Annotated in this window: 24 protein-coding genes; 12 read left to right on the plus strand and 12 right to left on the minus strand. The window is 69.8% G+C overall.

Features of this window, described 5'->3' with window-relative positions; all coding sequences use genetic code 11:
- Positions 1-110: 110 nt before the first annotated feature.
- Together ABZX12_RS38430 and ABZX12_RS38435 are read right to left on the minus strand one after the other, a co-directional pair.
- A complete protein-coding gene (locus ABZX12_RS38430; protein WP_355700391.1) occupies positions 111-923 on the minus strand; it encodes an alpha/beta hydrolase in 813 nt (270 codons plus the stop codon).
- Positions 924-994: 71 nt separating this feature from the next.
- Complete coding sequence (locus tag ABZX12_RS38435; protein ID WP_355700392.1) at positions 995-1819, minus strand: alpha/beta hydrolase; 825 nt, start codon at positions 1817-1819, stop codon at positions 995-997.
- A gap of 185 nt (positions 1820-2004) precedes the next feature.
- Here ABZX12_RS38435 and ABZX12_RS38440 point away from each other — a divergent pair, with 185 nt between their 5' ends.
- Both ABZX12_RS38440 and ABZX12_RS38445 read left to right on the plus strand, forming a co-directional pair.
- Positions 2005-2508, plus strand: a complete 504-nt coding sequence (locus ABZX12_RS38440; protein ID WP_355700393.1) for a DinB family protein — start codon at positions 2005-2007, stop codon at positions 2506-2508.
- 230 nt (positions 2509-2738) lie between these two features.
- A complete protein-coding gene (locus ABZX12_RS38445) occupies positions 2739-4691 on the plus strand; it encodes a heparinase II/III family protein (protein WP_355700394.1) in 1953 nt (650 codons plus the stop codon).
- 18 nt (positions 4692-4709) lie between these two features.
- Here ABZX12_RS38445 and ABZX12_RS38450 read toward each other — a convergent pair whose 3' ends face one another.
- On the minus strand, positions 4710-5294 hold the full coding sequence (locus ABZX12_RS38450) for an AAA family ATPase (RefSeq protein WP_355700516.1): 585 nt from the start codon (positions 5292-5294) through the stop codon (positions 4710-4712).
- A 74-nt stretch (positions 5295-5368) separates the two neighbouring features.
- On the opposite strand from ABZX12_RS38450, the gene ABZX12_RS38455 reads away from it, so the two are divergent.
- Both ABZX12_RS38455 and bfr read left to right on the plus strand, forming a co-directional pair.
- Positions 5369-5578, plus strand: a complete 210-nt coding sequence (locus tag ABZX12_RS38455) for a (2Fe-2S)-binding protein (protein ID WP_355477059.1) — start codon at positions 5369-5371, stop codon at positions 5576-5578.
- Complete coding sequence (bfr, locus tag ABZX12_RS38460; protein ID WP_355700395.1) at positions 5565-6053, plus strand: bacterioferritin; 489 nt, start codon at positions 5565-5567, stop codon at positions 6051-6053. The genes ABZX12_RS38455 and bfr overlap by 14 nt, the downstream gene beginning before the upstream one ends.
- A gap of 57 nt (positions 6054-6110) precedes the next feature.
- Here the strand turns inward: bfr and ABZX12_RS38465 are convergent, their stop codons facing one another.
- Positions 6111-6521, minus strand: a complete 411-nt coding sequence (locus ABZX12_RS38465) for a hypothetical protein (protein WP_355700396.1) — start codon at positions 6519-6521, stop codon at positions 6111-6113.
- Between the two features lie 268 nt (positions 6522-6789).
- Here ABZX12_RS38465 and ABZX12_RS38470 point away from each other — a divergent pair, with 268 nt between their 5' ends.
- Entirely contained in the window at positions 6790-7566 is a 777-nt protein-coding gene (locus tag ABZX12_RS38470; protein WP_355700397.1) for a class I SAM-dependent methyltransferase, read from the plus strand.
- On the plus strand, positions 7557-8159 hold the full coding sequence (locus ABZX12_RS38475; protein ID WP_355700398.1) for an ATP-binding protein: 603 nt from the start codon (positions 7557-7559) through the stop codon (positions 8157-8159). Before ABZX12_RS38470 ends, ABZX12_RS38475 begins: the two co-directional genes overlap by 10 nt.
- A 143-nt stretch (positions 8160-8302) precedes the next feature.
- Here ABZX12_RS38475 and msrA read toward each other — a convergent pair whose 3' ends face one another.
- The gene (gene msrA / locus ABZX12_RS38480) at positions 8303-8947 is read right to left on the minus strand and encodes a peptide-methionine (S)-S-oxide reductase MsrA (RefSeq protein WP_355700399.1); all 645 of its coding nucleotides are present in this window, start codon (positions 8945-8947) and stop codon (positions 8303-8305) included.
- A 200-nt stretch (positions 8948-9147) separates the two neighbouring features.
- Entirely contained in the window at positions 9148-10584 is a 1437-nt protein-coding gene (locus ABZX12_RS38485) for a PLP-dependent aminotransferase family protein (RefSeq protein WP_355700400.1), read from the minus strand.
- Positions 10585-10647: 63 nt separating this feature from the next.
- On the opposite strand from ABZX12_RS38485, the gene ABZX12_RS38490 reads away from it, so the two are divergent.
- A complete protein-coding gene (locus ABZX12_RS38490) occupies positions 10648-11307 on the plus strand; it encodes a hypothetical protein (protein ID WP_355700401.1) in 660 nt (219 codons plus the stop codon).
- A 76-nt stretch (positions 11308-11383) separates the two neighbouring features.
- On the opposite strand, the gene ABZX12_RS38495 is transcribed toward ABZX12_RS38490, so the two are convergent.
- On the minus strand, positions 11384-13540 hold the full coding sequence (locus ABZX12_RS38495) for an MMPL family transporter (RefSeq protein ID WP_355700402.1): 2157 nt from the start codon (positions 13538-13540) through the stop codon (positions 11384-11386).
- 83 nt (positions 13541-13623) lie between these two features.
- Here ABZX12_RS38495 and ABZX12_RS38500 point away from each other — a divergent pair, with 83 nt between their 5' ends.
- Together ABZX12_RS38500 and ABZX12_RS38505 are read left to right on the plus strand one after the other, a co-directional pair.
- Positions 13624-14205 carry a helix-turn-helix domain-containing protein gene (locus ABZX12_RS38500; protein ID WP_355700403.1) on the plus strand — a complete coding sequence of 194 codons (582 nt, stop codon included), beginning with the start codon at positions 13624-13626 and terminating at the stop codon, positions 14203-14205.
- Complete coding sequence (locus ABZX12_RS38505) at positions 14202-14504, plus strand: DUF1905 domain-containing protein (protein WP_355700404.1); 303 nt, start codon at positions 14202-14204, stop codon at positions 14502-14504. Before ABZX12_RS38500 ends, ABZX12_RS38505 begins: the two co-directional genes overlap by 4 nt.
- A 235-nt stretch (positions 14505-14739) precedes the next feature.
- Here the strand turns inward: ABZX12_RS38505 and ABZX12_RS38510 are convergent, their stop codons facing one another.
- Both ABZX12_RS38510 and ABZX12_RS38515 read right to left on the minus strand, forming a co-directional pair.
- Positions 14740-16269, minus strand: a complete 1530-nt coding sequence (locus ABZX12_RS38510) for a hypothetical protein (RefSeq protein ID WP_355700405.1) — start codon at positions 16267-16269, stop codon at positions 14740-14742.
- An 8-nt stretch (positions 16270-16277) separates the two neighbouring features.
- A complete protein-coding gene (locus tag ABZX12_RS38515; protein ID WP_355700406.1) occupies positions 16278-16859 on the minus strand; it encodes a hypothetical protein in 582 nt (193 codons plus the stop codon).
- 191 nt (positions 16860-17050) lie between these two features.
- On the opposite strand from ABZX12_RS38515, the gene ABZX12_RS38520 reads away from it, so the two are divergent.
- Genes ABZX12_RS38520 through ABZX12_RS38530 form a run of 3 tightly spaced genes read left to right on the plus strand, consistent with a single transcriptional unit; the run spans position 17051 to position 20850 of the window.
- Positions 17051-18205 (plus strand): cystathionine gamma-synthase, encoded by a 1155-nt coding sequence (locus tag ABZX12_RS38520; protein WP_355700407.1) that lies wholly within the window; start codon positions 17051-17053, stop codon positions 18203-18205.
- A complete protein-coding gene (locus ABZX12_RS38525) occupies positions 18202-19572 on the plus strand; it encodes a glutamate mutase L (protein WP_355700408.1) in 1371 nt (456 codons plus the stop codon). Before ABZX12_RS38520 ends, ABZX12_RS38525 begins: the two co-directional genes overlap by 4 nt.
- 30 nt (positions 19573-19602) lie before the next feature.
- The gene (locus tag ABZX12_RS38530; protein ID WP_355700409.1) at positions 19603-20850 is read left to right on the plus strand and encodes an AI-2E family transporter; all 1248 of its coding nucleotides are present in this window, start codon (positions 19603-19605) and stop codon (positions 20848-20850) included.
- On the opposite strand, the gene ABZX12_RS38535 is transcribed toward ABZX12_RS38530, so the two are convergent.
- From ABZX12_RS38535 to ABZX12_RS38545, 3 genes are read right to left on the minus strand one after another with little or no spacing between them, the layout of a single operon-like run.
- Complete coding sequence (locus ABZX12_RS38535) at positions 20847-21632, minus strand: hypothetical protein (protein ID WP_355700410.1); 786 nt, start codon at positions 21630-21632, stop codon at positions 20847-20849. The genes ABZX12_RS38530 and ABZX12_RS38535 overlap by 4 nt on opposite strands.
- Positions 21632-21988, minus strand: a complete 357-nt coding sequence (locus tag ABZX12_RS38540; protein ID WP_355700411.1) for a transcriptional regulator — start codon at positions 21986-21988, stop codon at positions 21632-21634. Before ABZX12_RS38540 ends, ABZX12_RS38535 begins: the two co-directional genes overlap by 1 nt.
- Entirely contained in the window at positions 21985-22647 is a 663-nt protein-coding gene (locus tag ABZX12_RS38545) for a nucleotidyl transferase AbiEii/AbiGii toxin family protein (protein ID WP_355700412.1), read from the minus strand. Before ABZX12_RS38545 ends, ABZX12_RS38540 begins: the two co-directional genes overlap by 4 nt.
- Positions 22648-22660 lie beyond the last annotated feature (13 nt).

The raw sequence follows: 22660 nt of genomic DNA on the forward strand, positions 1-22660 counted from the left end.
GGCCCGTCTGGTCGTTTCCGACCTAACACCTGGGGGCGGGCCGCACAACACCTCGCGCCGGGTGATGACGGCCTGCGCAGCGTCGTACGCAAGCCGTCATCGGGCGCCCGTCAGCGGGTGGCGCGGATCGCGGTCTTGACGACCTTGGTGACCGCGTCGGGGTCGGTGATCAGCCCGAGGTGACCGGTCGGGATGCGGGTGATGGTGGAGTGCGCCCGGGTGGCCATGAAGTTCTGGGCGTCCGGGGTGATGATCAGGTCCTTGGTGCCGAGCACGTACCAGGACGGGATGGTGGCCCACGCGGGCGGTCCGGACGGGGTGAAGCCGGCGCTGAGCGCGAGCGGGCGCTGGGACGGGTAGAGGTTCTCGGCCTGCCGGCGCGGTACGCCGGACGCGAACGAGGTCAGGAACGTGTCGTGCTTGAGGTACAGGTCGACGTCACCGGCTGGTGCGCCGGGGTAGGGGACGAAGTCGAAAACGTTTTCCGGCGGCACCGCGAGAGCCGAGTCGGCGCCGGCCAGCGGGAACACGACCTCGCCCTCGGCGGGTGCGAACGCGTCGACGTACACGAGCGCCTTGACGTTCGGGTTGCCGGTGGCGGCGTTGGTGATGACCGCACCGCCGTACGAGTGCCCGACCAGGACGATCGGCCCGGACAGGGTGGAGAGGAAGTCGCGGATGGTCGCGGCGTCGGTGGTCAGGTTGCGCAACGGGTTCGGTGGGACCCGGACGGTGTAGCCGTCGTCGAGCAGCCGGCTGGTGACCTTCGACCAGCTGGACCCGTCGGCCCAGGCGCCGTGGACGAGTACGACGGTCGGTCTCGGGCCGCCCGAGTCCGACGCCGCGGCCGGGGTCACGGCCGCGATCAGGACCGCGAGGATGGCCCCGAGGACCGCCAGAAAACGTGTTCTGCGGAGGTGCATCGGTGATGCCTTTCGTCAGCCGACTGTCGCCGGGAGGGCGCGCTGATGCGTGACGAAGCCAGGAGGGTGGACTACGACTGGAAGAACTCGAGGAGGTCGGCGTTGACCACGTCGGCGTGCGTGGTCGGCAGACCGTGCGGGAGGTCCTTGTAGGTCTTGAGGACCCCGTTCTTGAGCAGCGCGGCCGACTTCGGGCCGGCGTCGGCGTACGGGACGATCTGGTCGTCCTCGCTGTGCACCACCAGCACCGGGAGGGTGATCTTCTTCAGATCCTCGGTGAAGTCGGTCTGGGAGAACGCGACGATGCCGTCGTAGTGCGCCTTGGCGCCGCCCATCATGCCCTGCCGCCACCAGTTCGCGATGATCGCTTCGTTCGGCACGGCGCCCGGCCGGTTGAAGCCGTAGAACGGCCCCTCCGGGAGTGCGCGGTAGAAGGCCGAGCGGTTGGCCGCGAGCTGTGCCTGGAGGTCGTCGAAGACCGCCTTCGGCAGGCCCTCCGGGTTCGCGTCGGTCTGCACCATCAACGGCGGGACCGCGCACAGCAGCGCGGCCTTGGCGGCCCGGTCCTCGCCGTGCCGGGCCAGGTAGTGCGTGACCTCGCCGCCGCCGGTCGAGTGGCCGACGTGGATGCAGTCGCGCAGGTCGAGGTGGTCGACGACCGCCTTCAGGTCGTCGGCGTAGTGGTCCATGTCGTGTCCGTCACCGGTCTGCGTCGACCGGCCGTGCCCACGACGGTCGTGCGCGACCACGCGGTACCCCTTCGACAGGAAGAACAGCAGCTGGTTGTCCCAGTCGTCGGCCGACAACGGCCACCCGTGACTGAAGACGATCGGCTGCCCCGTCCCCCAGTCCTTGTAGAAGATCTCCGTACCGTCGCTGGTCGTGATCGTTCCCACGGTGAACCCCCTTGCTCACAAAGGGACCGGCCCTGTCGCCGCCCCCGCGAAACGCTAGCCCCCAAGCCCCCGCCACGAGAAGCGGTAACTCCGGCAACCACGTCCCAACCACGCACCGACCACGAACTCACCACGGTTTCTGTAGCGGTCAGTTGCTGACCGCTATGGGTTCTACAGTTCTTGGCATGACGACAAACGAGCGGGCGGACATCCTGGAGTTTCTCGGGAAGCATCGGTACTTCCTGCGGCACACCGCGCAGGGGCTGACCGACGAGCAGGCGCGGACCCGGAGCACCGTCAGCGAACTGACGGTCGGCGGGCTGATCAAGCACGTGAGCGCGACCGAGCAGCACTGGGCCGAGTTCGCGCAGGGCAAGGGGGAGAGCACGCCGACGGAGTACACGCCGGAGATGATGGCGACCTGGCAGGACCAGTTCCGACTGACCGAGAGCGAGACGCTGGCCGGGGTGCTCGCGGAGTACGAGAAGGTCGCGGCCGCCACCGATGAGCTCGTCCGCACCCTCGACCTGGACACCAGCTACGAACTTCCGGCGGCTCCCTGGCAGCCGCCGGGCGTGTTCTGGAGCGTCCGCCGCGTCTTCCTGCACATCGCGGCCGAGACCGCCCAGCACGCCGGCCACGCCGACATCGTCAGGGAAGCGATCGACGGCCAGAAGACCATGGGCTGAACCAACGAACACCTGAGCGCCAGGATCCTCCGGGGTCCTGGCGCTCTGTCGTGTTCGCAACCTTCGGCGGTCCGGGCGCATCAAGGCAGGTAGGGGAGATCAAACCTCGGTGAGCTGACCGCCCCCGCGGACTCCGCGGGCTGCCCGAGGTCGGGCGCGCTGTGTGCGCGCCGGTTTCGGTCGGTGACCGTCGCCGGTGTCCGGGGGCGGTGGGGGAGAGGTACAACTTCATGCGATTCAGGGGAACGGCCGTTGCGGCCGTGGGGATCGCTGTTCTCCTGCTGGGGGCAGGAACGGCGTCAGGAGAAATTCGTGCACCGGGGGAGACCCCCGGCATCCAGATCGTCCCGGGGCCGGAGGAGCCGGGCGGGGCCGAGTTCGTGCCGGGCGCGAGCAACGTCGTGCCCGCGACGGCCGCGCCGGCCACGGACATCGGCACCGCGGCGGTCCAGAGCCTGGCGGCACCGTTCTACGCGTGCCCCGGCTACAGCGGTCTCGAAACGCAGAACCCGTTGGCGAACCTGTATGCCGACAAGTTCACCTGGTCGCCGTATGCGGCGTACAAGGTCGGTAACGGCGGCGGGAACATCAACTGGTCGCTGAATCCGTACAAGAACGCCAGCTGGTACATGTGGTTCCACTCGCTTCGTTGGCTCGGCCAAGGGATCGCGGCCGCGAGCACGGGCAACCTGACGGCACTGACGCGGGTGAACACGATCGCCTACGACTGGTACCGCGACAATCCGTACTCGTGGAAGGCGAACGTCGGCGCGTGGGAGTCGACCATGCACCGCACCAACGTGCTGATCTGCCTGCGGCAGGCGATCCTGTCCGGGCTGAAAGTGACCGCGGTCCCGGCCCGGTATGCGTGGGTGGACGCGGCGCTGCTCAGTCACGCCCGGTTTTTGACCAATTACTGGAGCGGTGCGTGGAACCATGGCACTGACGAGAGCATCGCGCTGTTCGGCGTTGGCGTCACCCTGAACCGCAGCGACTACAAGAACCTCGCCGTCAAGCGTCTCGCGGCCGGCATCACGACCTCGATCGACGCGCAGGGGTCCACGAACGAGCAGTCGACGGGGTACGCGGCGTTCAACTACCGGCTGTGGGGCCGGGCGATCACCGTCCTGCAGAACGGCGGGGTCTCTCCCGGGACGACGATCCAGACGCGACGCGCGCTGCTGGCGAAGTGGTTGACGCTGGCGACGAACTCGGTCGGCCGGCTGCCCCAGATCGGCGACACCGAGCTGCAGGCGACCTACCCGTATGCGGGGACGCCGATGGAGTACGCCGGTTCGCTGGGTACGAAGGGCACCGCGCCGCCGTGGCGGGTCGGGGTCTACTCGGCCGGGTACGTGTTCGGGCGGACCGGGTGGGGCACCGATCCGGCGCGCGGCTTCAGAGGCGAGTCGGCGTACAGCATCAGGTACGGCCCGCCGCGGGCGTTCCACGGGCACTTCGACCACACCGGCATCACCTACACCGCCCGCGGTCGCGACATCGTCATCAACGGCGGCTACGCGGCGTACAACGCCGGTGTCTGGCGCACGTGGACGCTCGGCCCCAGTGCGCACAGCGTGATGACCACCCCGCTGTCGACGTACACGAACCCGACCACCAGGCTGGCGGCGTACTCGGTGAAGACCACGTCGGAGTCGTACGTGTTCACCGACGCACCGGGAAGCGGGATCAGCCGGGTACGGCGGGTTCTGGTGCTGAAGGATCCGGATCTGCTGGTCACGTGGGACGTTGCCTCCGCGCGGACCGCCCAGGCGTTCCAGACGTTGTGGCACCTGCCGTCGGATCAGCGGGCGAGCGTGTACTCGCGGACGACCGCAACCGCGATCGCGCCCAGGGACAGCACGAAGACGATCCTGTTCCAGGTCCCGTTCAAGCAGGCGCTGCCGCCGGGCGCGATCCTGGTCAAGCAGGCCCAGACCAGCCCGATCCAGGGCTGGACCTACCCGAGCAGCTTCGTCCGGAAGTCGGCGCCGACGCTGATGCTGGCCCGGTCCGGCAAGACGGCGTCGATCCTGTCGTTCGTGGTTCCGGTGCGTGCGAGCGGGACGGTCACGTACTCGGTCCGGCAGTCGGGCACGACCTTCATCGTCAGCCTCAACGTCGGCGGCCGGCGGGCGGCCATCGCCATCTCCGGCGGCGGCTCCCTCTACCGCGCCGGCTGACCCACGGGGTGCCCCGGGCTACCGGGGCACCTGCCGGAGCTTCTCGAAGGCGGTCGGCGGAGCCTGGTCCAGGCGATCGCGGATCCGTCCGGCGCACTCGGCCGGCGTGTGCCGCTCGGAGTCGACCTCCACGTCGTACCCGCCGTGCGCGTGGACGAGCGGGAACTGGAGGGCGGCACGTCCGATCGTCCGGTTCCCGCGCTCGCGTTCCCGCCGTTCGAGCTCCGGCAGCGAGCAGCGGACGCCCACGAACAGCACCGGCAACCCGTCGAACACCGTGAGGCAGTCCTCGAACCGCCAGCGCTCGCCGAGGATGTGGTCCACGATCACGTCGTTCCCGGCCGCCGCTATTCCGGCGACCGCCCGGTGGAAGCCCAGCACGGTCCGCTGGAACACCGGCAGGAACTCTTCCTCGGTCCAGTCCCCGCGCGACCGGATCCGATGGAACTGGTCGATCGCCAGGTGGTACCAGGCGCCGTCCAGGGTCGCGAGCAGCTCCTTCGCGATACTCGATTTCCCCGAACTCGAGGTCCCGTTGAGCAACACCACCCGCCCCGCCCGCGCGGTCCACGCCCCAGGAACCAACTCATGACTCGCACTCATCGACACCGGCCCATGGTGTCTCATTCGTGGACACGATGATGGTGGGAGTTGATGGTTAGGGTAGCCTCACCTCTGTGATCGTCTGCCACTGTGAGGTCGTCAGCGACCGGGACGTCGTCGAGAGCATCGACGCCGGGGCCCGGACGCTCGCGCAGGTGTGCGGGGCGACCGGGGCGGGGCGGAACTGTGGAGGCTGCGTCTTCTCTGTGAAGCGCCTGTTGTGCCAGCATGGGAGGTCGGTCTCGGCAACTCCGTTCACGGAGGTGGCAGGTGCAACCGGTTAACCCACGCGTCGTCGAGCTCCTCAACGCGGCGCTGACCCTTGAGCTGACCGTCATCAACGGGTATTTCCTGGAAGCCAGGATGCTCGACAACTGGGGCTTCGGCCGGCTCGGCAAGACCTTCTACGACCTGTCCATCGACGAGATGAAGGACGCCGACGAGCTGATCAACCGCATCCTGCTGTTCGACGGTCACCCGAACCTGCAGAAGCTCGGCGCGGTCACGGTCGGCGAGGACGCCCAGGAGATGCTCCGCCTCGGCCTCGAGGGCGAGCTGGCCGCAGTGGCCCAGTTCAACGCGTCCGCGAAGGAATGCCATGACCTCGACGACCACGGCACCGCCGCCGTCTTCGAGGAAATGGTCCGCGACGAGGAACGCCACGTCGACTGGTTCGAATCCCAGCTCGACGCCATCGAACGGATCGGCGTACAGCAGTACCTCGCCCAGCAACTGGACGCCGGCAAGTCACCCGGATAAGTCGTCTCCGCGGCAAGCTGGTGCGAGAACGCATCCCGGGCTTCCGCTGAGATACCGTTACACGCCCTGTCCGGTGGCTTTCTCGAACCGCAGACGGTCGGCAGTACCGACGGCCATCGTCTCGTCGATGTACTGCCGGGTCGACCGGACAAGGAATCGGAGATCGGCGTTCGTGATCTCCCGGTACGCCGCCGGTTCACCGGTCCGGTCGGCCGCGTCGTAGGTGCGGATCCAGTCGGCCACGGCGACACCCTGCTCCCGGACGGAGTTCCACCGCGCGCGGGTCATCGGCCCCATACCGGCCTCGATCGTCGCCACCACCTGCGCCGGTGTCTCAGGCCAGGAGCTCCAGTCGCTCACCACTTCGATCAGGTCAAGCGTCAGCAACCGGTCGAGCTCGCCGCCCGGCTCGCGATCGAGAGCGGCGCCCGCCAGAGCCTCCTCGGCGATGGCCAGAGCCGTGGCCACCGGAGCTGCGTCACCCCGATCTATCGCCGGACACAGCCGATGCTGGGCGAGATGCCCGAGCTGATCGGATGGCGTGGGGCATCGGCGAGGGACGGCCGGAACCACCGCAGGCTCTTGGACAGGCGCCGAAGTACGACTTCGGTGGGGTCGACCGGGCGGCGAAAGATGCGCACCGGCCAACCTTACGGGACTACACGCAGCACAGCCGCGGAAGCTTCGGCGAGGAAATGAGGGGCGCGGATAGCCAGGAAGGTGTCAGGATGCCCGCATGGTTGCGCGGGCGTTGAGTTTCGGGTCGGTGGCGGAGGCGTACGAGCGGTACCGGCCCGGGTACCCGGTGGAGCTCCTCGAGCTGGTCACCGCGTACGCCGGTGAGCCGGTCGGGACTGCGCTTGAGATCGGCGCCGGGACCGGCAAGGCGACACGGCTGTTCGCGCAGGGCGGGATCGCGGTCACGGCAACCGAGCCGGACGCGGCCATGCTCGCGGAGTTGCGCAAACACGTGCCGGCTGAGGTCACCACTCTGCAGGCCGCCTTCGAGGACCTGCCGCTGGATTCGTCGTACGACCTGGTCTATGCGGCCGCGGCGCTGCATTGGACGAACCCCGAAGGCCGGTGGGACCGGATGGCCGCACTCGTCCGGCCGGGTGGCGTGTTCACCTCGTTCGGCGTGCCGATCCAGCTCGCCGATCCGGACCTGAGGGAGGTCGCCCGCGCGGCCCGCGCGCCGTACCTCGACGACGACGGCGTCCCGTCGCCCGACGGCACCCCCGCGGAGCGCCCGATGCAATGGCCCGGCACGGAACTGCAGCAGACCGAGTGGTTCACCGATGTCCGGCAGGCGATCATCGAACGCCCTCTGACGATCAGCGCCGAGGACTACGTCGGACAACTCTCGACCGTCTCGGCATACGTGATGCTGGACCCCGCCGACCGTGACGAGGTCTTCCGCCGCACCCTCCAGGCCCTCCCCGAAACTGTCGAACTCGACGCCCAGATCCACATCCATCTCGCCCGCCGCGCACCATGGACCACATGCACGTGACTGTGAGAGACACACAGGCCGGGCAGGCGCCCACCCTGTTCTTGATGGTGGGCCTTCCCGGGTCCGGGAAGACCGTTCGAGCGCGGGAGTTGGCGGCAGAGCGCGGAGCCCTGCAGCTCACCCCCGACGACTGGGCGCTCACCCTCTTCGGCCAAGAAGACCGTCACCAAGAGCCCGGGGGCAAACGGTGGCTGCTGGAGGGTCGACTGGTCGCACTGGCCATCGACGTCCTGCGCCTGCGGGTGAGTGTCGTTCTTGACTTCGGACTCTGGTCGCGTGATGAGCGCTCCGCCCTGCGCTGGATGGCCGCTTCAGTGGGAGCGTTGTGTGAGATCGTGTACCTGCCTGTGGAGCGCGAGGTGCAGTGGAGCCGAATTCAGAACCGCTGGAAACACACGCCAGAGCAGACATTCCCGATGGCCGAGGTGGAGCTCGACCCCTGGAGAGAGCAGTTCGAGGTACCTGGCGCAGACGAGCTTTCCGGTTCGTTTCTGCCCTCTCCGCCGCCCGGAGATGACAGCTGGCTCGAGTGGGCACAGCGATTCTGGCCCTCCCTCGCTCAGAGCTTGAACGGGCGACTCTCCGAGAGATGACGTCCACGGCGTGTGCGCCGCAGAGGCGAGCGGACTCCGCCACCATCCGCTGGACCGGCTTCCCGCAGAGCGGCGCAGCTGAGCAAATCAGCGACAGCAAGCGACAGGGGAGCGACCATCAGGACGCTCCCCTGTCGTACTACCTAGGCGTCAGCCGGGAACGGCGCGCCGGTGTTGCTGTGGCAGCGGTAGCCGTTCGGGTTCTTGTGGAGGTACTGCTGGTGGTAGCCCTCCGCGTAGTAGAAGGTCTGCGCGGGGGCGATCTCGGTGGTGATGTCGCCGTAGCCGAGGGGCTTGATGACCGGGGCGTAGAGGTCGCGGGTGCGCTCGGCCTCGGCGCGCTGGGCGTCGGTGGTGTAGTAGATCGCGGAGCGGTACTGCGAACCGAGGTCGTTGCCCTGGCGCATGCCCTGTGTCGGGTCGTGGGTCTCCCAGAACACCTTCAGCAAGTCGGTGAAGGTGGTCTTGGTGGGGTCGTAGACGACCCGCACCGCCTCAGTCTGGCCGGTGCGGCCGGTGCAGACCTCTTCGTACGTCGGGTTCGGGGTGTAACCGCCCGCGTACCCGACGGCGGTGGTGTAGACGCCCGGCTGCTGCCAGAAGATCTCCTCGGTGCCCCAGAAGCATCCGGTGCCGAACCAGACCTCCTCGAACCCCTCGGGCGCGGCGGCGGTCTGCGGCGTGTGCAGGACGATGTTCTCGTCCGGTACGGCGAAGCCCGGGGTGGGTCGGCCCGGCAGCGCGGCCTCCGGCTCGACCATGGCGGTGTTGCGGGTGAAGAACGACATTCTCACGCCTCTCGCAGAGTGACTCTCATAGTCTCCCAACGCTCCCGGTAAGGCGAACCTTCCCCGCACCCCTTACGGCACGATGACGTGCCGGGGCGGATCTGCATCACTCATCAACCGGTGTCGGAGAGCGTCCGGACACCGGACCTGAGCGTGTCGCGGCTCCCGGGCGGGAGGTTGGTGGGTGATGGGCGTCCGCCTCAGGCGATCATCACCCCGGTCCGGCGGGCCGGGGCGGTGGTCAGCGAGTCGTACGACGCGGCCAACCGGCGTACGCCCTCGCGCAGGGCGTCCTCGTCCAGGGTGAACGGGAGGCGGATGAAGGACTCGAGGCCGCCGTCGGGGGAGAAGCGGGATCCGGCGACCAGCAGCGCGCCGTTGCGCTGGGCGACGCCGACCAGGCTCGATCCGACCGGCTCCGGCAGCTCGCACCACAACGACAATCCGCCGCCGGGCAGACGAAACTTCCAGGACGGCAGCTCGGCGGAGACCGCGGCGGCCAGCGCGTCCCGCCGCCGCGCCAGCGTGGCCCGGCGCTCGGGCAACAGCGTCGAGCGGCGCCGCAGGAGGTCGGCGACGACCAACTGCTCCAGCACCGGCGCGCCGAGGTCCATCGACGCGCGGGCGTCCAGCACCCGCGCGACCAGCGCCTCCGGCACCCGCATCCACCCGATCCGCAGCCCGCCCCAGAACGACTTGCTCACCGAGCCGACCGTGATCACGCCGTCCGGGTCGTAGGACGCGAACGGCGGCGGCATCTCCTGCCCGTCCAGCGACAGCTCGAACAACGTCTCGTCCACGATCGCCGTCGTGCGTGAGCGGGCGAACGCCCGCGCCAGCCGCTGCCGGTCCGCGGCCGGCATCAGGAAACCGGTCGGATTCTGGAAGTCGACGACCATCCACGCCGCCCGCGGCGCCGTCTGCCGAATGGTTGCCTCCAGCAAAGGCAGGTCCCAGCCGCCGGGCGACGTCGGTACGGCGACCACGCGGCAGCCGCTGCGCCGGATCGCGTCCACCGAGTTCGGGTGCGTCGGGCTCTCGGTGAGGACCCGGTCGCCGATCTGGGTGATCGCCCGCACCGCGATCGACGTCGCCGCGAGCGCACCGGCCGTGACGACGATCTGGTCCGCGGTCGTCGGCAGCCCGCGTTCGCGGTACGCCGCGGCGATCTCGGCCCGCAGCACCGGCAGGCCCTGCGGGTGGTATCCGGGTGTGGCCAGATGCAGCGGCAACTCACGAGCCGCGGACTCCACCGCCGTACTGATCCCCGGCACGGCGGCCGGTGCCGCGCAGGTGAAGTCGACCAGCCCGTCGGTGTCGATCCCCGGCGCGTGGTGCCGCCCGAGCTCCGGCTCGACCCTCGACGGCAGCGCGGTCACGCTGCCCGAACCGCGCCGGCTGGTCAGGTATCCGCTGTCCCGGAGCTCGCGATAAGCAGACGCGACCGTCGTCCGGCTGACGCCCAGCGACTCGGTCAGTTCGCGCTCGCTCGGCAGCCGCGACCCGGGCATGATCCGCCCGTCGGCGATCAGCAGCCGCAGCCGCTCGGCCAGGACCCGGTACGCCGGACCGGTCCCGTCGGCCCATTCGCCGAGCAGGCCGGTCAACGTGCTGGCGGGGAGATAACGCGCTTGCATGCAGTCCACTATCGCGCAATTGGCTATCGAACACCAGGCCACTTACTCCGGACACTGGACATCGTGACCGCCACCTCCGACGCCCCGCCGCGCCAACTCGCGCCCATCAACCCGATCCAGCAGCTGAAGGCAGGCCACCTCCCGCGCCGCCTCGTGCAGCTGTACGTCGGACTGGCCCTGTACGGCGCCTCGATGGGCCTGATGATCCAGGGCAATCTCGGACTGGACCCGTGGGACGTGTTCCACTCCGGCATCACCAAGCACGTCCCGCTCAGCTTCGGGACCGTGGTGATCGCGATCAGCTTCGTCGTCCTGCTCGCGTGGATCCCGCTGCGGCAGTGGCCCGGCCTCGGCACGATCAGCAACGCGATCGTGATCGGCCTGGTGACCGACCTGACCCTGGCCACGGTCGACCGCCCGGACGCGCTGTGGCTGCGGATCGTGTTCATGCTGTCCGGCGTCGTCCTCAACGCCCTGGCCGGTGCGCTCTACATCGGCGCCCAGTTCGGCCCCGGTCCGCGCGACGGCCTGATGACCGGCCTGGTACGCCGTACCGGTCTGAGCGTCCGCCTGGTCCGGACCACGCTCGAGCTGACCGTCCTCGCGACCGGATTCCTGCTCGGCGGCTCGATCGGCGTCGGCACCGTCGTCTACGCCCTCTCGATCGGCCCGCTCGTCCACGTCCTGCTGCCGATCTTCACCGTCCGCCTGAAGCACCAGTAGAACAAGCAACGGGTCCCGGACCAGGTGGTCCGGGACCCGTTCACTCTCGCAGGACCCCTCAGCCTGCGGGCCTGTGTCAGCCGACCGGCTCCAGTTCGCGCTCCTCCGCCGCGGGACGGACCTTCAGCCGGCGCGGCCACCAGGCGCGGGTGCCGAGCAGGGCGATCACACTCGGCACCAGGAAGCTCGACATCACGAACGCCGAGATCACGATGCCGGCCGCGACCGAGAAGCCCATCTCGGTGAGCAGCGCCATACCGGCCAGCATCAGCGACGAGAACGTACCGGCCAGGATCAGCCCGGCCGCTGCCACCGACGGGCCGCCGTGCTCGATCGCGCGGTCGGCCGCGGTCCGTGGATCGGTGCCGCGCTCGGCCTCCTCACGCAACCGGGCGATCATCAGGATGTTGTAGTCGGTGCCGATGGCAACGACGAACAGGTACAGCATGATCGGCAGCGAGAACGTGACGCCCGCGTGGCCGGCCGCGCCCTGGAACACGAACACGGTCGCGCCGATCGAGCTGAAGAAGCTCAGCACCACCGCGAGCATCAGGATCAGCGGGGCGATCAGCGACCGCAGCAGCAGGGCGAGGATGACCGCGATCAGCCCGCCCGCGACCGGGAAGATCACCGACAGGTCCCGGCTGTTGGCGTCCCGGATGTCGGTGTACCCGGCGGTCACGCCGCCGAGCAGCGTGGTCGTGCCGGCCGGCGCCTCGGCGTGCGCGGTGTCCCGTAGCGGTCCGTCGACCAGGTCCAGCGACTTGTTCGCGTACGGCGCGCCGTCGAGGACGACGTTGATCTGCGCAACGGTCTTGTCCTTGCTCAGCAGGGCCGGGCTGCCGTCCGCAGCAGCCGGAAGGACCCCGCCGACACCGTCGACCTTCGCGAGCTTCCCGGCGTACGCCGTGAGCGCGGCCGGGTCGAGCGGCTTGCCGTCGGTGCTGCGCACGTACACCTTGGTCGGGTTCAGCGCGCCGGCCGGGAACCCTGCCTGCAGGTCTTTGATCGCGCGCGCCGACTCGGTGCCGTCCGGCAGTTGGCTGAACGCGTCGTAGTCGACCTTCATGCCGAGCGAGCCGAGCGCGAGCACGACCATCACACCGCCGGAGATCGCCGCGACCACCGCCGGCCGGCGCGCGGTGAAGGTGCCGAGCCGCTTGAACATCGCGCCCTTCGGAGTCTTCTGCCACGACTTCGACGGCCAGAACACCTTCGGGCCGAGCAGCGAGACCACCGCCGGGACCAGCGTGATCGCCGCGAAGGCCATCACCGCGACCGCGATGGCGAGCCCCGGGCCGAGGCTCTTGAACCCGCCGAACACCGCGAGCAGCAGTGCGCTGAACGCGACCACGATCGCGCCCGCCGCCGACACGATCACCTCGGCGACCCGGGCGACCGCGTTCACCAGTGCTTGCTTCGGCTGCTCGCCGGCCCGGAGGCGCTCCCGGAAACGGAACAGCAGGAACAGGATGTAGTCGGTGCCGACGCCGTACAGCACGACGGTCAGGATCGTCTGCAGGTCCTGGGTGACCTGCAGGCCGGTCGCCTTCGCGACCAGCGCGATCAGGCCGGGCGCGATCGCCGACACCAGGCCGACCGTCAGGATCGGCAGGAACGCGGCGACCGGGCTGCGGTAGATCACCAGCAGCAGGCCGATGATCAGCACGACGGTCGCGATGCCGACCACGATGAAGGCGTTCTCGAAGGCGTCCTGGTTGTCGAGCATCAGCGCCGCGTCGCCGGTCACGCCGTACTCGAGGCCGGCGCCGGTGAGCGCGGACCCGGTCACGTCCCGGACCTTCTGGACGGCGTCGAGCACCGCCTGCTCGTCCGGCGCACCCTTCAGCCCGATGCTGACGATCTGCACCTGCCTGTTGGGCGAGACCGCCTGCGGGCCGGTGACCGCCGCGGTCACCCGATCGATCTCGGCGGCGCTGATCCTGGCCGCGAGCTCGGTGACCTTGGCCTGGTCGGCCGCGGTCAGCTCGCCGCCGGCGCCGCGCTTGACGACGATGCTGGCGGTCGCGTCGTTGGTCTGGCCGAACGTGTCGGCGGCCAGCTTCTGCGCCTGCACCGACTCGTACTTGTCGGGCAGCAGCGCCGCCTGGTCCTTGGTGGTGACGTCCGCGAGCGTCGGCGCGAACGCGATGACGGCCACCGCCGCGACCACCCACGCGGCGATCACCTTCCACGGGTTGTGGACGACGAAGCGTCCGAGTCTGGTGAACACCCCGAGACCTTTCTGTCTACCTGCCGGTCGGTAGGTAGACTACCTGCCGGTCGGTAGGCAAGTGAAGGTGAGAAGGTGGTGACGTGCAGCACGCGACGAGTTCCCGCGACACGAAGACGGCGATCCACCGCGCCGCGGTCGACCTGTTCTCGACCCAGGGATACGACAAGACGAGCCTGCGCGAGATCGCCGAGCAGGTCGGGATCACCAAGGCGTCGCTGTACTACCACTACTCGTCGAAGCAGGAACTCCTGCGGGCGATCGTCGGCACGTTCCTCGACGACGTGTTCGCCGTCCTGCGGCAGGTCGAGGACCTCCCGTGGTCACCGGAGAAGGAGCGTGAGCTGCTCGCGGCGTACGTCGACGTGGTCATCGCGCACCGCTCGACCGGGCCGACGCTGATGCGCGACATCGCGGCCGTCCTCGCCGCTTTCGGGGACGACCTGGACATCCTGATCGCGCAGTCCCGGCGCTTCCAGCTCTGGCTCGCCGGGCCGGATCCAACGCCCGCCGACCGGCTGCGCGCCGCGGCCGCGGTCGAGACCATCGGCGCCGCGATGTCGGCCGAGCTCGACCTGGGGATCTCGGACGCCGAGATCCGGGCCATCCTCCTGGACGCCGCCTCCGCCATCCTGGCTCGCCGCGGCGCCCCGATCACCGAATGACTGCACCGCGGTATCACTTCACTGCGCCGCTGTGGCAGTACCCCGGCGAGGGGAGCTGGTACTTCGTCACCGTCCCCGAGGAGATCAGCGACGACATTGCGGCCCTGACCGCCGGACGACGCAAAGGCTTCGGCTCGGTGCGCGTCAGCGTGACCGTCGGCACCAGCCGCTGGCAAACGTCGATCTTTCCGACCAAGTCCGGCACCTACGTCCTCCCCGTCAAGAAGCCCATCCGAACCACCGAAAACCTCACCGAAGGCACCCCCGTCGAGACCGAACTCGAACTCGCCGACTTCTAACCCACCCCGCGAACACCACCGGGCCGGACGCCGTCCGCAGGCACTGCTTGGGCGGCCTTCGCGTGTGTGCATGCCGTTCATACGTGCTGCGGTACAGCGTTCTCAGGTCCTGCGGTGAGAGCCGTTCGCAGGTGCTGGAGTGGGGCGTTCGTACGTGCTGCAGGTACGGCGTTCGCGCGTGCCTGGGGTGGGACATTTGTACGTGCTGGGGGTACGGCGTTCGCGCGTGTTGGGGTTAGCGGCCGTCTTTGCCGGATGGGGTGTTCTTGCCTGTCCCGGGGGTGGTGCGTTGGCGCCTGTTGGCGTCGTCGGTGCCTCCTCTGACCGCCCTGTCGGTGTGCTGGGGGGACACGCTGTTGAGGGGGGTGTCTCCGCGGAAGGCGATCCCCTGGGCGAACTTCGCGTCCAGCTTTGCCGATGAATTCTCTCCGGCAGCGGACCCTTGCTGCTGCGGAACCTGGCCGACCCCACGCCGCCGCGGGTTAGTACCCGGCTGCTGCCCGCCGACGCCTGGCTGGTCCGCCTGGGCGGTGAGGGCGGGGTCGGCTTGGGCGGGCTGCTTCGGGTCGGCGCCGGCCTGCTCCCGGACTGCCGCAGCGGCCCCCGCGGTCCTGGGCCACTCTCCCTGGGTCTCGGAGGCCAAGGTCCAGTCCTCAGCCGGCGCCTGCGCCACCTGCGGCTCGCCACCGTCCCCGACCCCCGGCCCGGTCCCCTCGCCGACCCCGGTCTCACCGACACCCGGCCGCTCACCGTTCTCGGCCTGGTCACCGACGGCCGGACGTTGGCCGGACTCGGGGGTGGCTTCGCCGAGTTCGCCGGCTGGGCGTTCGGCGGGCTGGATGACGGGGTTGTCCAGGCGGACGTTGTCGTCGGGCGGCCGACCCTGCTTGCCGAGGTCCTGGCCGGTGCCCGGCTCGAGCTGATTGACGCCTTCCCGCTGCTGATCCCGACCGGGCTCCAAGGCAGGGTCCGTGCCGGCGTTCTCCTGCTGGAGTTGCTGGACGCGCGCCTCGAGCAGTTGACGCATCTCGGCCTGAAGGCGGTTGTTCTCCTCCATCAGCGTGAGCATCTGCTGCTGGCTCTCGAGGATCGACTGCTGCAGCGCCGCTATCCGCTGGGCGACCTGCTCCGACTGCTGAGGCGTTTGCCGGACCGCGTCCCGGGACTGGATGCCCTGCCCCTGCCGCCCGGCGCCGTTCTGCTGCCCGGGCACTCCCTGGAAGCGGCCCTCCGGCCGGAACACCTCGTCCATCCGGCTCGACGCCAGCGCCGCGAGGTCCGCGCTGTTCAGCGTCGATCGGCCGATGGCCTGCAGCACGGACGGATCGGTCCGTTTGATGTCCTTCGCCGCCTGCGTCAGCGCGGCCTTGAGCGCCTTCGTCCCCCGGCGTTCGTTCCGCCCCCAGCGTGAGTACCGCCGGGCGAGTCTGCGGACCGGATTCCTGGTCCTGGACACGCGGGGTTGTCTGGGTGCGGGACCCGCCGCCTGCAGCCGGTCGCTCGCCCGCTGGCCGAGCCGCTCCGAGACACCGGCATACCGATCCGGGCGCATCTGTGCCTCGACGTGGAGGCTCGCCAACTGCTGCAGGTCGGACTGCGTCATGTTCGCGCGACCGATCCGCTCGCGGACGGCCGGGTCCATCCGCTTCACGTCGCGGGCCGCCTGCGCGTACGCCGCCTTCAGCGTCTTGCGACCCCGCGACGTGGCGCGCCAACGGGAGTACCTGGCGCGAACGCCGGCGCCTTCCTGCGAGGACTCACTCATCGGCGCTCCTAGTCGATGTACACGGCGTAGTTGACGCCGACCGAGGTCGTCAGCGGGTCCTTGCTGGGCTTCGTGCTGTACAGGTGGATCTGGGCGCCTGGACGCAGCCAGACGGCCAGGTGCCGGCGGCCGGTGCCGGCGCCGGGCTCCCACTCGTCGGCGAACGTCGGGCTGCTCTCGTCGCCGACGTAATCGGGCTCGCCCCAGTGCTTGGTGGCGAGCGCGAGGTGGTCCGGCCAGTGCGTGTCCAGCCCGGACTCGGCGGCCGCGATGTCGTCCGGACCGATCTCGTACGCCGACCAGCCGCTGTCGGGGCAGTCGGGGAACGCCAGACCGTCGAACACGATCATGGTGGTGCCGCGGCGGGTGGTGAATCCCCAGGAGACCATGTCGGCGCCGATCACCTCACCGGCCTGCAGCGGCCACGGCTCCCAGGCGGTCTCACCCATCACCCGGTGCACCAGGGCGCGCACGACCTCCGGCCCGGCCTCGTCGCCGTCGGGACCCGCGATCACGGTCCAGTCCGGAATCTCGGCGAGATCCGCCATCGCCAGGTCGTCCTGGTCGAGCGGCCTGTCCTGCGTCTTCATCCGGCCCCGACGTCCTTCCTGCCCGGTTCCTGACCGCAACCCTCTGTAGAACTTCTGTGCGCAACCGTAGGCGGCCCAATGGGTCATTCGCCAGCCGGTACGACGCAGCTGTGGACAACTCGGATCCACCCGATCGGCCGGCTCCCGGACGGCGTGCGGGAGCACAGCAGACCAGGCCGTACGCTGGTCCGGTGAACAAGGAACACCACTACGGCTTCGAGACGCTCGCCATCCACGCCGGGAACGAGCCCGACCCGACCACCGGTGCGGTGGTGCCGCCGATCTACGCGACCAGCACCTACAAGCAGGACGGCGTCGGCGGGCTGCGCAACGGCTACGAGTACTCGCGCTCGGCGAACCCGACCCGGACGGCGCTCGAGGAGTGTCTGGCCGCGATCGAGGCCGGCACCCGCGGCTTCGCGTTCGCCAGCGGCCTGGCCGCCGAGGACACGCTGATCCGGTCGGTGTGCGCGCCGGGCGACCACGTGGTGTTCCCCGACGACGCGTACGGCGGCACGTTCCGGCTGTTCTCCCGCGTGCTGAGCAACTGGGGTGTCGAGATGACGCCCGCCGCGGTCACCCACCCGGAGGCGATCCGGGCCGCGATCCAGCCCGGCAGGACCAAGGTCGTCTGGCTGGAGACCCCGACGAACCCGCTGCTGAACGTCGCGGACATCGCGATCGTCGCCCAGATCGCGCACGACGCCGGCGCGCTGCTGGTCGTCGACAACACGTTCGCCTCGCCGTACCTGCAGCAGCCGCTGGAGCTCGGCGCGGACGTGGTCGTGCACTCGACGACGAAGTACATGGGCGGCCACTCCGACGTGGTCGGCGGCGCGCTGATCGTGCGGGACGCCGAGCTGGCGGACAAGATCGCCTTCCACCAGAATGCGATCGGCGCCGTCGCCGGCCCGTTCGACTCGTGGCTGGTGCTGCGCGGCATCAAGACGCTCGGCGTCCGGATGGACCGGCACAGCGACAACGCCGAGCGGATCGTCGAGTTCCTGCAGCGGCACCAGTCCGTCACCCAGGTGCTGTACCCGGGCCTGGACGGGCACGCCGGCCACGAGACCGCGGCCAAGCAGATGAAGCGGTTCGGCGGGATCGTCAGCTTCCGCGTCGGCGGCGGCGAGGCGCAGGCCCTGGACATCTGCAACAAGGCCGAGGTCTTCACCCTCGGCGAGTCGCTCGGCGGCGTCGAGTCCCTGATCGAGCACCCCGGCAAGATGACGCACGCCTCGGTCGCCGGCACCCCGCTGGAGGTCCCGGCGGATCTGATCCGGCTGAGCGTCGGCATCGAGACGATCGACGACCTGCTGCTCGACCTCGATCGCGCAATGGCGTGAGTCTGGTTGTGGCGGTCGACTTCGGGTCGACCTTCACGAAGGCGGTCGCGGTGGACTCCGGCTCGGGCGAGCTCGTCGCCCGGGCCGAGCACCGGACGACGATCGACACCGACGTCCTGGACGGCTGGCACGCCTGTCGCGCCGTCCTCGAGGAAGCCGACCGGGGCGTCCGGCACGCCGAGGTGCTGGCCTGTTCGAGTGCGGGCGGCGGGCTGCGGATCGGTGTCGTGGGCAACGAGGAGCTCGTCACCGCGGAGGCGGGCAAGCGGGTCGCGCTGTCCAGCGGCGGGCGCGTCGTGGCGGTCTTCAGCGGCGGGCTGACCGCGACGAGTCAGAAGGAGCTGCGCAAGGACCGCCCTGACGTCGTGCTGCTGCTCGGCGGGACCGACGGCGGCAACTCGGCCGTCCTGCTCAAGGCCGCGGAGACGCTGGCGAAGTACCGCTGGCGGAAACCGGTCGTTGTCGCGGGCAACATCGACGCCCAGGCGGAAATCACGGAAACACTGACCGCGGCGGAAGTCCCGCATGTGCTGGCGGACAACGTCGTACCGGAGATCGGCGTGTTCGCGCCGGACAGCGCCCGCGCCGCGATCCGGGAGATGTTCCTCGCGCACGTGATCGGCGGGAAGAACCTGTCCCGGGACCCGTCGTTCGCCCGGATGGTGCGCGCCGCGACGCCGGACGTCGTACTGCGCGGTGTCGAGGTGCTCGCCGCGCTGCACGGCGACGTGGCGGTCGTGGACATCGGCGGCGCGACCACCGATGTGCACTCGGTCATCGAGCTCGATCCCGAGGACGCGAACCTCGGCCGCGAGGTGGTCGCGACGCATCCGGTCACCAGGACCGTCGAGGGCGACCTCGGGATGCGCTGGAGCGCCGTACCGGTGGTCGCTGCCGGCGACGAGGCGGGACTGGTCGCGGATCCCGGCGAGCTGCAGGCGGCCGCCGAGCGCCGGCGCGCGGACCCGTCGTACCTTCCGGGTAGTGACCGGGAGGCGTCGTACGACGAGGCGCTGGCGAGCGTCGCCGCGACGGTCGCGCTGCGCCGGCACGCGGGACGGCAGCGGATCGTGTTCGGGCCGGGCGGACGCGTCATCGAGCGGTCCGGGAAGGACCTGCGCGAGGTGGACCTGCTGGTCGGGTCCGGGGGAGTCCTGCGGCACAACCCGCCCGAGGTCGCGGCCCGGATCCTCGGCTCGATCGGGACCAACGCGCAGGCGGAGGGCTGGCTGGTCCCGGAACGCGCCGAGGTGTGCGTCGACACCGACTACGTGCTCGCCGCGGTCGGCCTGCTCGCCGACGACGCCCCGAAGGCCGCCGAAGGCCTGGCCGCCCACATTCATGGAACGAGCCGCACCGGGCACTAGTCTCGTCATCACCAAGCCTGCGGAGGTGGGATGAGCGAGACGGGGCGGGACCGGGCCGAGGACCGTGACGAGTCGAGTCCGGTGGCGGACAACGACGTGCTGGAGTCGTCGAGCGCCGAGCCGGCGGCGCACTCGATGCCTTCGGAGCCCGCGGCGCGGAAGAAGGTGGATCACGGCGTGACGCCGGCGATGGAGATCGCCAGCGCCTGGGCCTGGCGGTTCCTGGTGATCGTGGCGGCCGTCGGCGTGATCGGCTACGGGATGCGGTACCTGTCCGAGGTCGTCGTACCGGTGACCGTCGGCGTCCTGCTCACCGCGCTGCTGGTGCCCGTCACCACCGGCCTGCAGAAGCTTCGCCTGCCGCGCGGACCGTCGGCCGGGATCACGGTGATCGCGACGATCATCGTGCTCGCCGGCCTGCTGACGCTGGTCGGCACCCAGATCGCCGGGCAGTTCGAGGACCTGTCCAACCAGGTCGGCGAGGGTGTGCAGAAGATCCGCGACACGGCCCGGATCAACTTCGGTCTGACCGACGCCGACATCACCAACCTGTTCAAGCAGGTCCGCGAACAGATCACGTCCGGCGGCGCGCTCGGCCAGCAGGCGGCGGCGGTCGGTACGACGGCGACGCACGTGGTGGCCGGGCTCTTCATCTCGCTGTTCTGCCTGTTCTTCTTCCTCTACCAGGGCGAACAGATCTGGTCCTGGCTGGTCCGGCTGTTCCCACGCCGGGCCCGGGACAAGGCCGACTCGTCCGGTCGGAAGGCGTGGGTGTCGCTGACCGCGTTCGTCCGGGCCACGGTGATCGTCGCCGCGGTCGACGCGATCGGGATCTCGCTCGGGGCCGCGATCCTCGGCCTGCCGCTGGTGAGCGCGATCGGCATCCTGGTGTTCGTCGGCGCGTTCATCCCGGTCGTCGGCGCCCTGGTCAGCGGGATCGTCGCCGTCCTCGTCGCGCTGGTTGCCAAGGGCCCCATCGTCGCGATCATCATGCTCGCGGTCGTGATCGGCGTCCAGCAGCTCGAGGCGCATGTGCTGCAGCCGTTCCTGCTCGGCCGCGCGGTCAGCGTCCACCCGTTGGCGGTCATCCTCGCCATCGCCACCGGCGTGGTCATCGCCGGCATCGTCGGCGCCCTGGTCGCGGTCCCGACCGCAGCCGTCCTGAACACCATCGTCAACCACCTGGCCGGCAACGACGTCGACCCCGAGCCCCCCAGACCGCTCCCCAGACGCCGCAACCACCAGGGAGCCACCGAGGACTCCCCGATCGTCGACTAACTACCCCGCTCGCCCTTCGACCGCTCCTGGCTCAACGACTTCCCGGTCCGGCCTGCCGCGCCCTGCGTCAGGCTGCTGGGGCCGGAGCCGGCGCGGGACTGCCCGGTCTCGGTGAGCCGCATCGCCCGGTCCATGTCCGGGTTCTCCGCGCGGGTCCGGAGCTGGTCGGCCCAGTTGCCCATGTCCTGCTTGAGCGCCGCGGTCTGCTCGGCGTTCAAGCCGTACTCCGCGTACTTGGCGTCCGGGATCCCCCGGGCCTGGTCCAGCTGATAGGCGAAGCCCTCCCGGTCCATCCCGGAGATCTCCCGCTCGTCGCCGAGCGCCAGCAGGTCGTCGCGGGAGTACCGCCCGGACTGGACCGCGGCCTCGAGGTCGATATAGGCCTTCGCCTCGACACGGTCGTAGACCATCCCGACCTTCGAGCCGACCGAGTCCTCGGCCGACAGCATCGGCCCGACCTCGGTCTCGACCGGCGGCCGGCTGCGGAAGTCGCGGCCGACGTCCACCTCGGTGCTGCGGCCGTCCTTGGTCACGGTGAACTTGGCGTGCTCGCCGGACCGCTCGACTAGGTCGAACTGATACCCCGCGTCGCCGTACGCCGTTTCAAACTTGCTCATCGTCTGGTCGAAGTCGGTCTGCCGGTCGGTGAACAGGTCGACGTCGTTCGGCTCCCGGATGCCGATCCCGTGCTCCTTGAAGGCCTGCCCGCCGGCCAGTGCGAACCCGTCGTCGCGGGTCGCGGCGAGCCCGATCCGGGCCACCTGGGCGTGGTCGGCGTCCATCACTGCCAGATCCCGCCGGCGCCGATCTCGGCTAGCTGCGGGAACGCCGTGTGCCAGCGGCGGACGCAGTACCGCGGTAGGTGCAGCTGGGGCCAGAGCTCGATCAGCAGGTCCTTGTTCACCAGGCTGGTGAGCTGGTCGATCGTCGAGGCCTCGCTGAGCACGGTCTTGTAAAGGGACAGCCGGTCGTCGGCGTTGCCGAGGTCGAAGATCCGCTGTGCGCCCCAGACGATCGAGACGGGCAGTTCCACGATTCCGCTACGCGGCCCGGTCAGCTGGTCGAGCGACTCGGGGACGACGTACGGGATCCGGGAGGCGTACGAGTCCCCGGGCTGGGTGTAGCGCGGCTCGTTCATGCGTCCATCTTCCCTGACGGCCGGTTCAGCCGGTCGGCCCACCGCCGTGCCGTGTCCCGGATGCGGGCGATCATTTCGGGCGTCGCGCCGTACTGCAGAAAGCCCGAATCCGGCAGCCGGGCGCCGGCGCGCAGTTGGCCGGCGAACATCTCCCGGTCCAGCGGTATCACCTCGCGCCGGTCGGCGAGCGCGAGCAAGCCGTCACCGTCGTACCGCCCACTGTCCAGCACCGCCTGTACGTCGATGAGGTCGCGCGGCTCGAGCCGGGAGTAGAGGGCGCCGACCTTGCTCCCGATCGCGTCCTGCTCGGCGAGCACCGGACCGATCCCGGTCGTAGCCGGAGGCAACTGCCGATGGTCCGTCCCGAGGTCTGCCTTGGCGGTACTCCCGTCGACGTCGGTCACCACGATCCGGGCGAAGGTCGCGACCTGCCTGGTGACCTCGGTGCGCAGGCCGGCCGCCTGATAGGCGCTGACCAAGTGCTCGACGGACTCGGTGAAATGCGTCGGGTCGAGGTCGTCGGTGAAGAGGTCGATGTCGTCGGACTCGCGGTGGCCGTAGCCGTGCGCCTGGAGGGCGTAGCCGCCGGCGAGGACGAATCCGCGGCCGGCGAGGGCTTGCAGGCCGACGGTGGCCATCCGGGTCTGCAGCGGATTCATGGGCCCAGTCTGC

This window comes from Kribbella sp. NPDC003505, assembly GCF_040610875.1.
Taxonomy (GTDB): domain Bacteria; phylum Actinomycetota; class Actinomycetes; order Propionibacteriales; family Kribbellaceae; genus Kribbella.

Excerpts from the sequence above, each read along its gene's own strand:
- ABZX12_RS38430 (WP_355700391.1), bottom strand. The coding sequence starts at position 923 with ATGCACCTCCGCAGAACACGTTTTCTGGCGGTCCTCGGGGCCATCCTC.
- ABZX12_RS38440 (WP_355700393.1), top strand. The coding sequence starts at position 2,005 with ATGACGACAAACGAGCGGGCGGACATCCTGGAGTTTCTCGGGAAGCAT.
- ABZX12_RS38445 (WP_355700394.1), top strand. The coding sequence starts at position 2,739 with ATGCGATTCAGGGGAACGGCCGTTGCGGCCGTGGGGATCGCTGTTCTC.
- ABZX12_RS38450 (WP_355700516.1), bottom strand. The coding sequence starts at position 5,294 with ATGAGTGCGAGTCATGAGTTGGTTCCTGGGGCGTGGACCGCGCGGGCG.
- ABZX12_RS38470 (WP_355700397.1), top strand. The coding sequence starts at position 6,790 with ATGGTTGCGCGGGCGTTGAGTTTCGGGTCGGTGGCGGAGGCGTACGAG.
- ABZX12_RS38475 (WP_355700398.1), top strand. The coding sequence starts at position 7,557 with ATGCACGTGACTGTGAGAGACACACAGGCCGGGCAGGCGCCCACCCTG.
- msrA (WP_355700399.1), bottom strand. The coding sequence starts at position 8,947 with ATGTCGTTCTTCACCCGCAACACCGCCATGGTCGAGCCGGAGGCCGCG.
- ABZX12_RS38485 (WP_355700400.1), bottom strand. The coding sequence starts at position 10,584 with ATGCAAGCGCGTTATCTCCCCGCCAGCACGTTGACCGGCCTGCTCGGC.
- ABZX12_RS38505 (WP_355700404.1), top strand. The coding sequence starts at position 14,202 with ATGACTGCACCGCGGTATCACTTCACTGCGCCGCTGTGGCAGTACCCC.
- ABZX12_RS38510 (WP_355700405.1), bottom strand. The coding sequence starts at position 16,269 with ATGAGTGAGTCCTCGCAGGAAGGCGCCGGCGTTCGCGCCAGGTACTCC.
- ABZX12_RS38515 (WP_355700406.1), bottom strand. The coding sequence starts at position 16,859 with ATGAAGACGCAGGACAGGCCGCTCGACCAGGACGACCTGGCGATGGCG.
- ABZX12_RS38530 (WP_355700409.1), top strand. The coding sequence starts at position 19,603 with ATGAGCGAGACGGGGCGGGACCGGGCCGAGGACCGTGACGAGTCGAGT.
- ABZX12_RS38535 (WP_355700410.1), bottom strand. The coding sequence starts at position 21,632 with ATGGACGCCGACCACGCCCAGGTGGCCCGGATCGGGCTCGCCGCGACC.
- ABZX12_RS38540 (WP_355700411.1), bottom strand. The coding sequence starts at position 21,988 with ATGAACGAGCCGCGCTACACCCAGCCCGGGGACTCGTACGCCTCCCGG.
- ABZX12_RS38545 (WP_355700412.1), bottom strand. The coding sequence starts at position 22,647 with ATGAATCCGCTGCAGACCCGGATGGCCACCGTCGGCCTGCAAGCCCTC.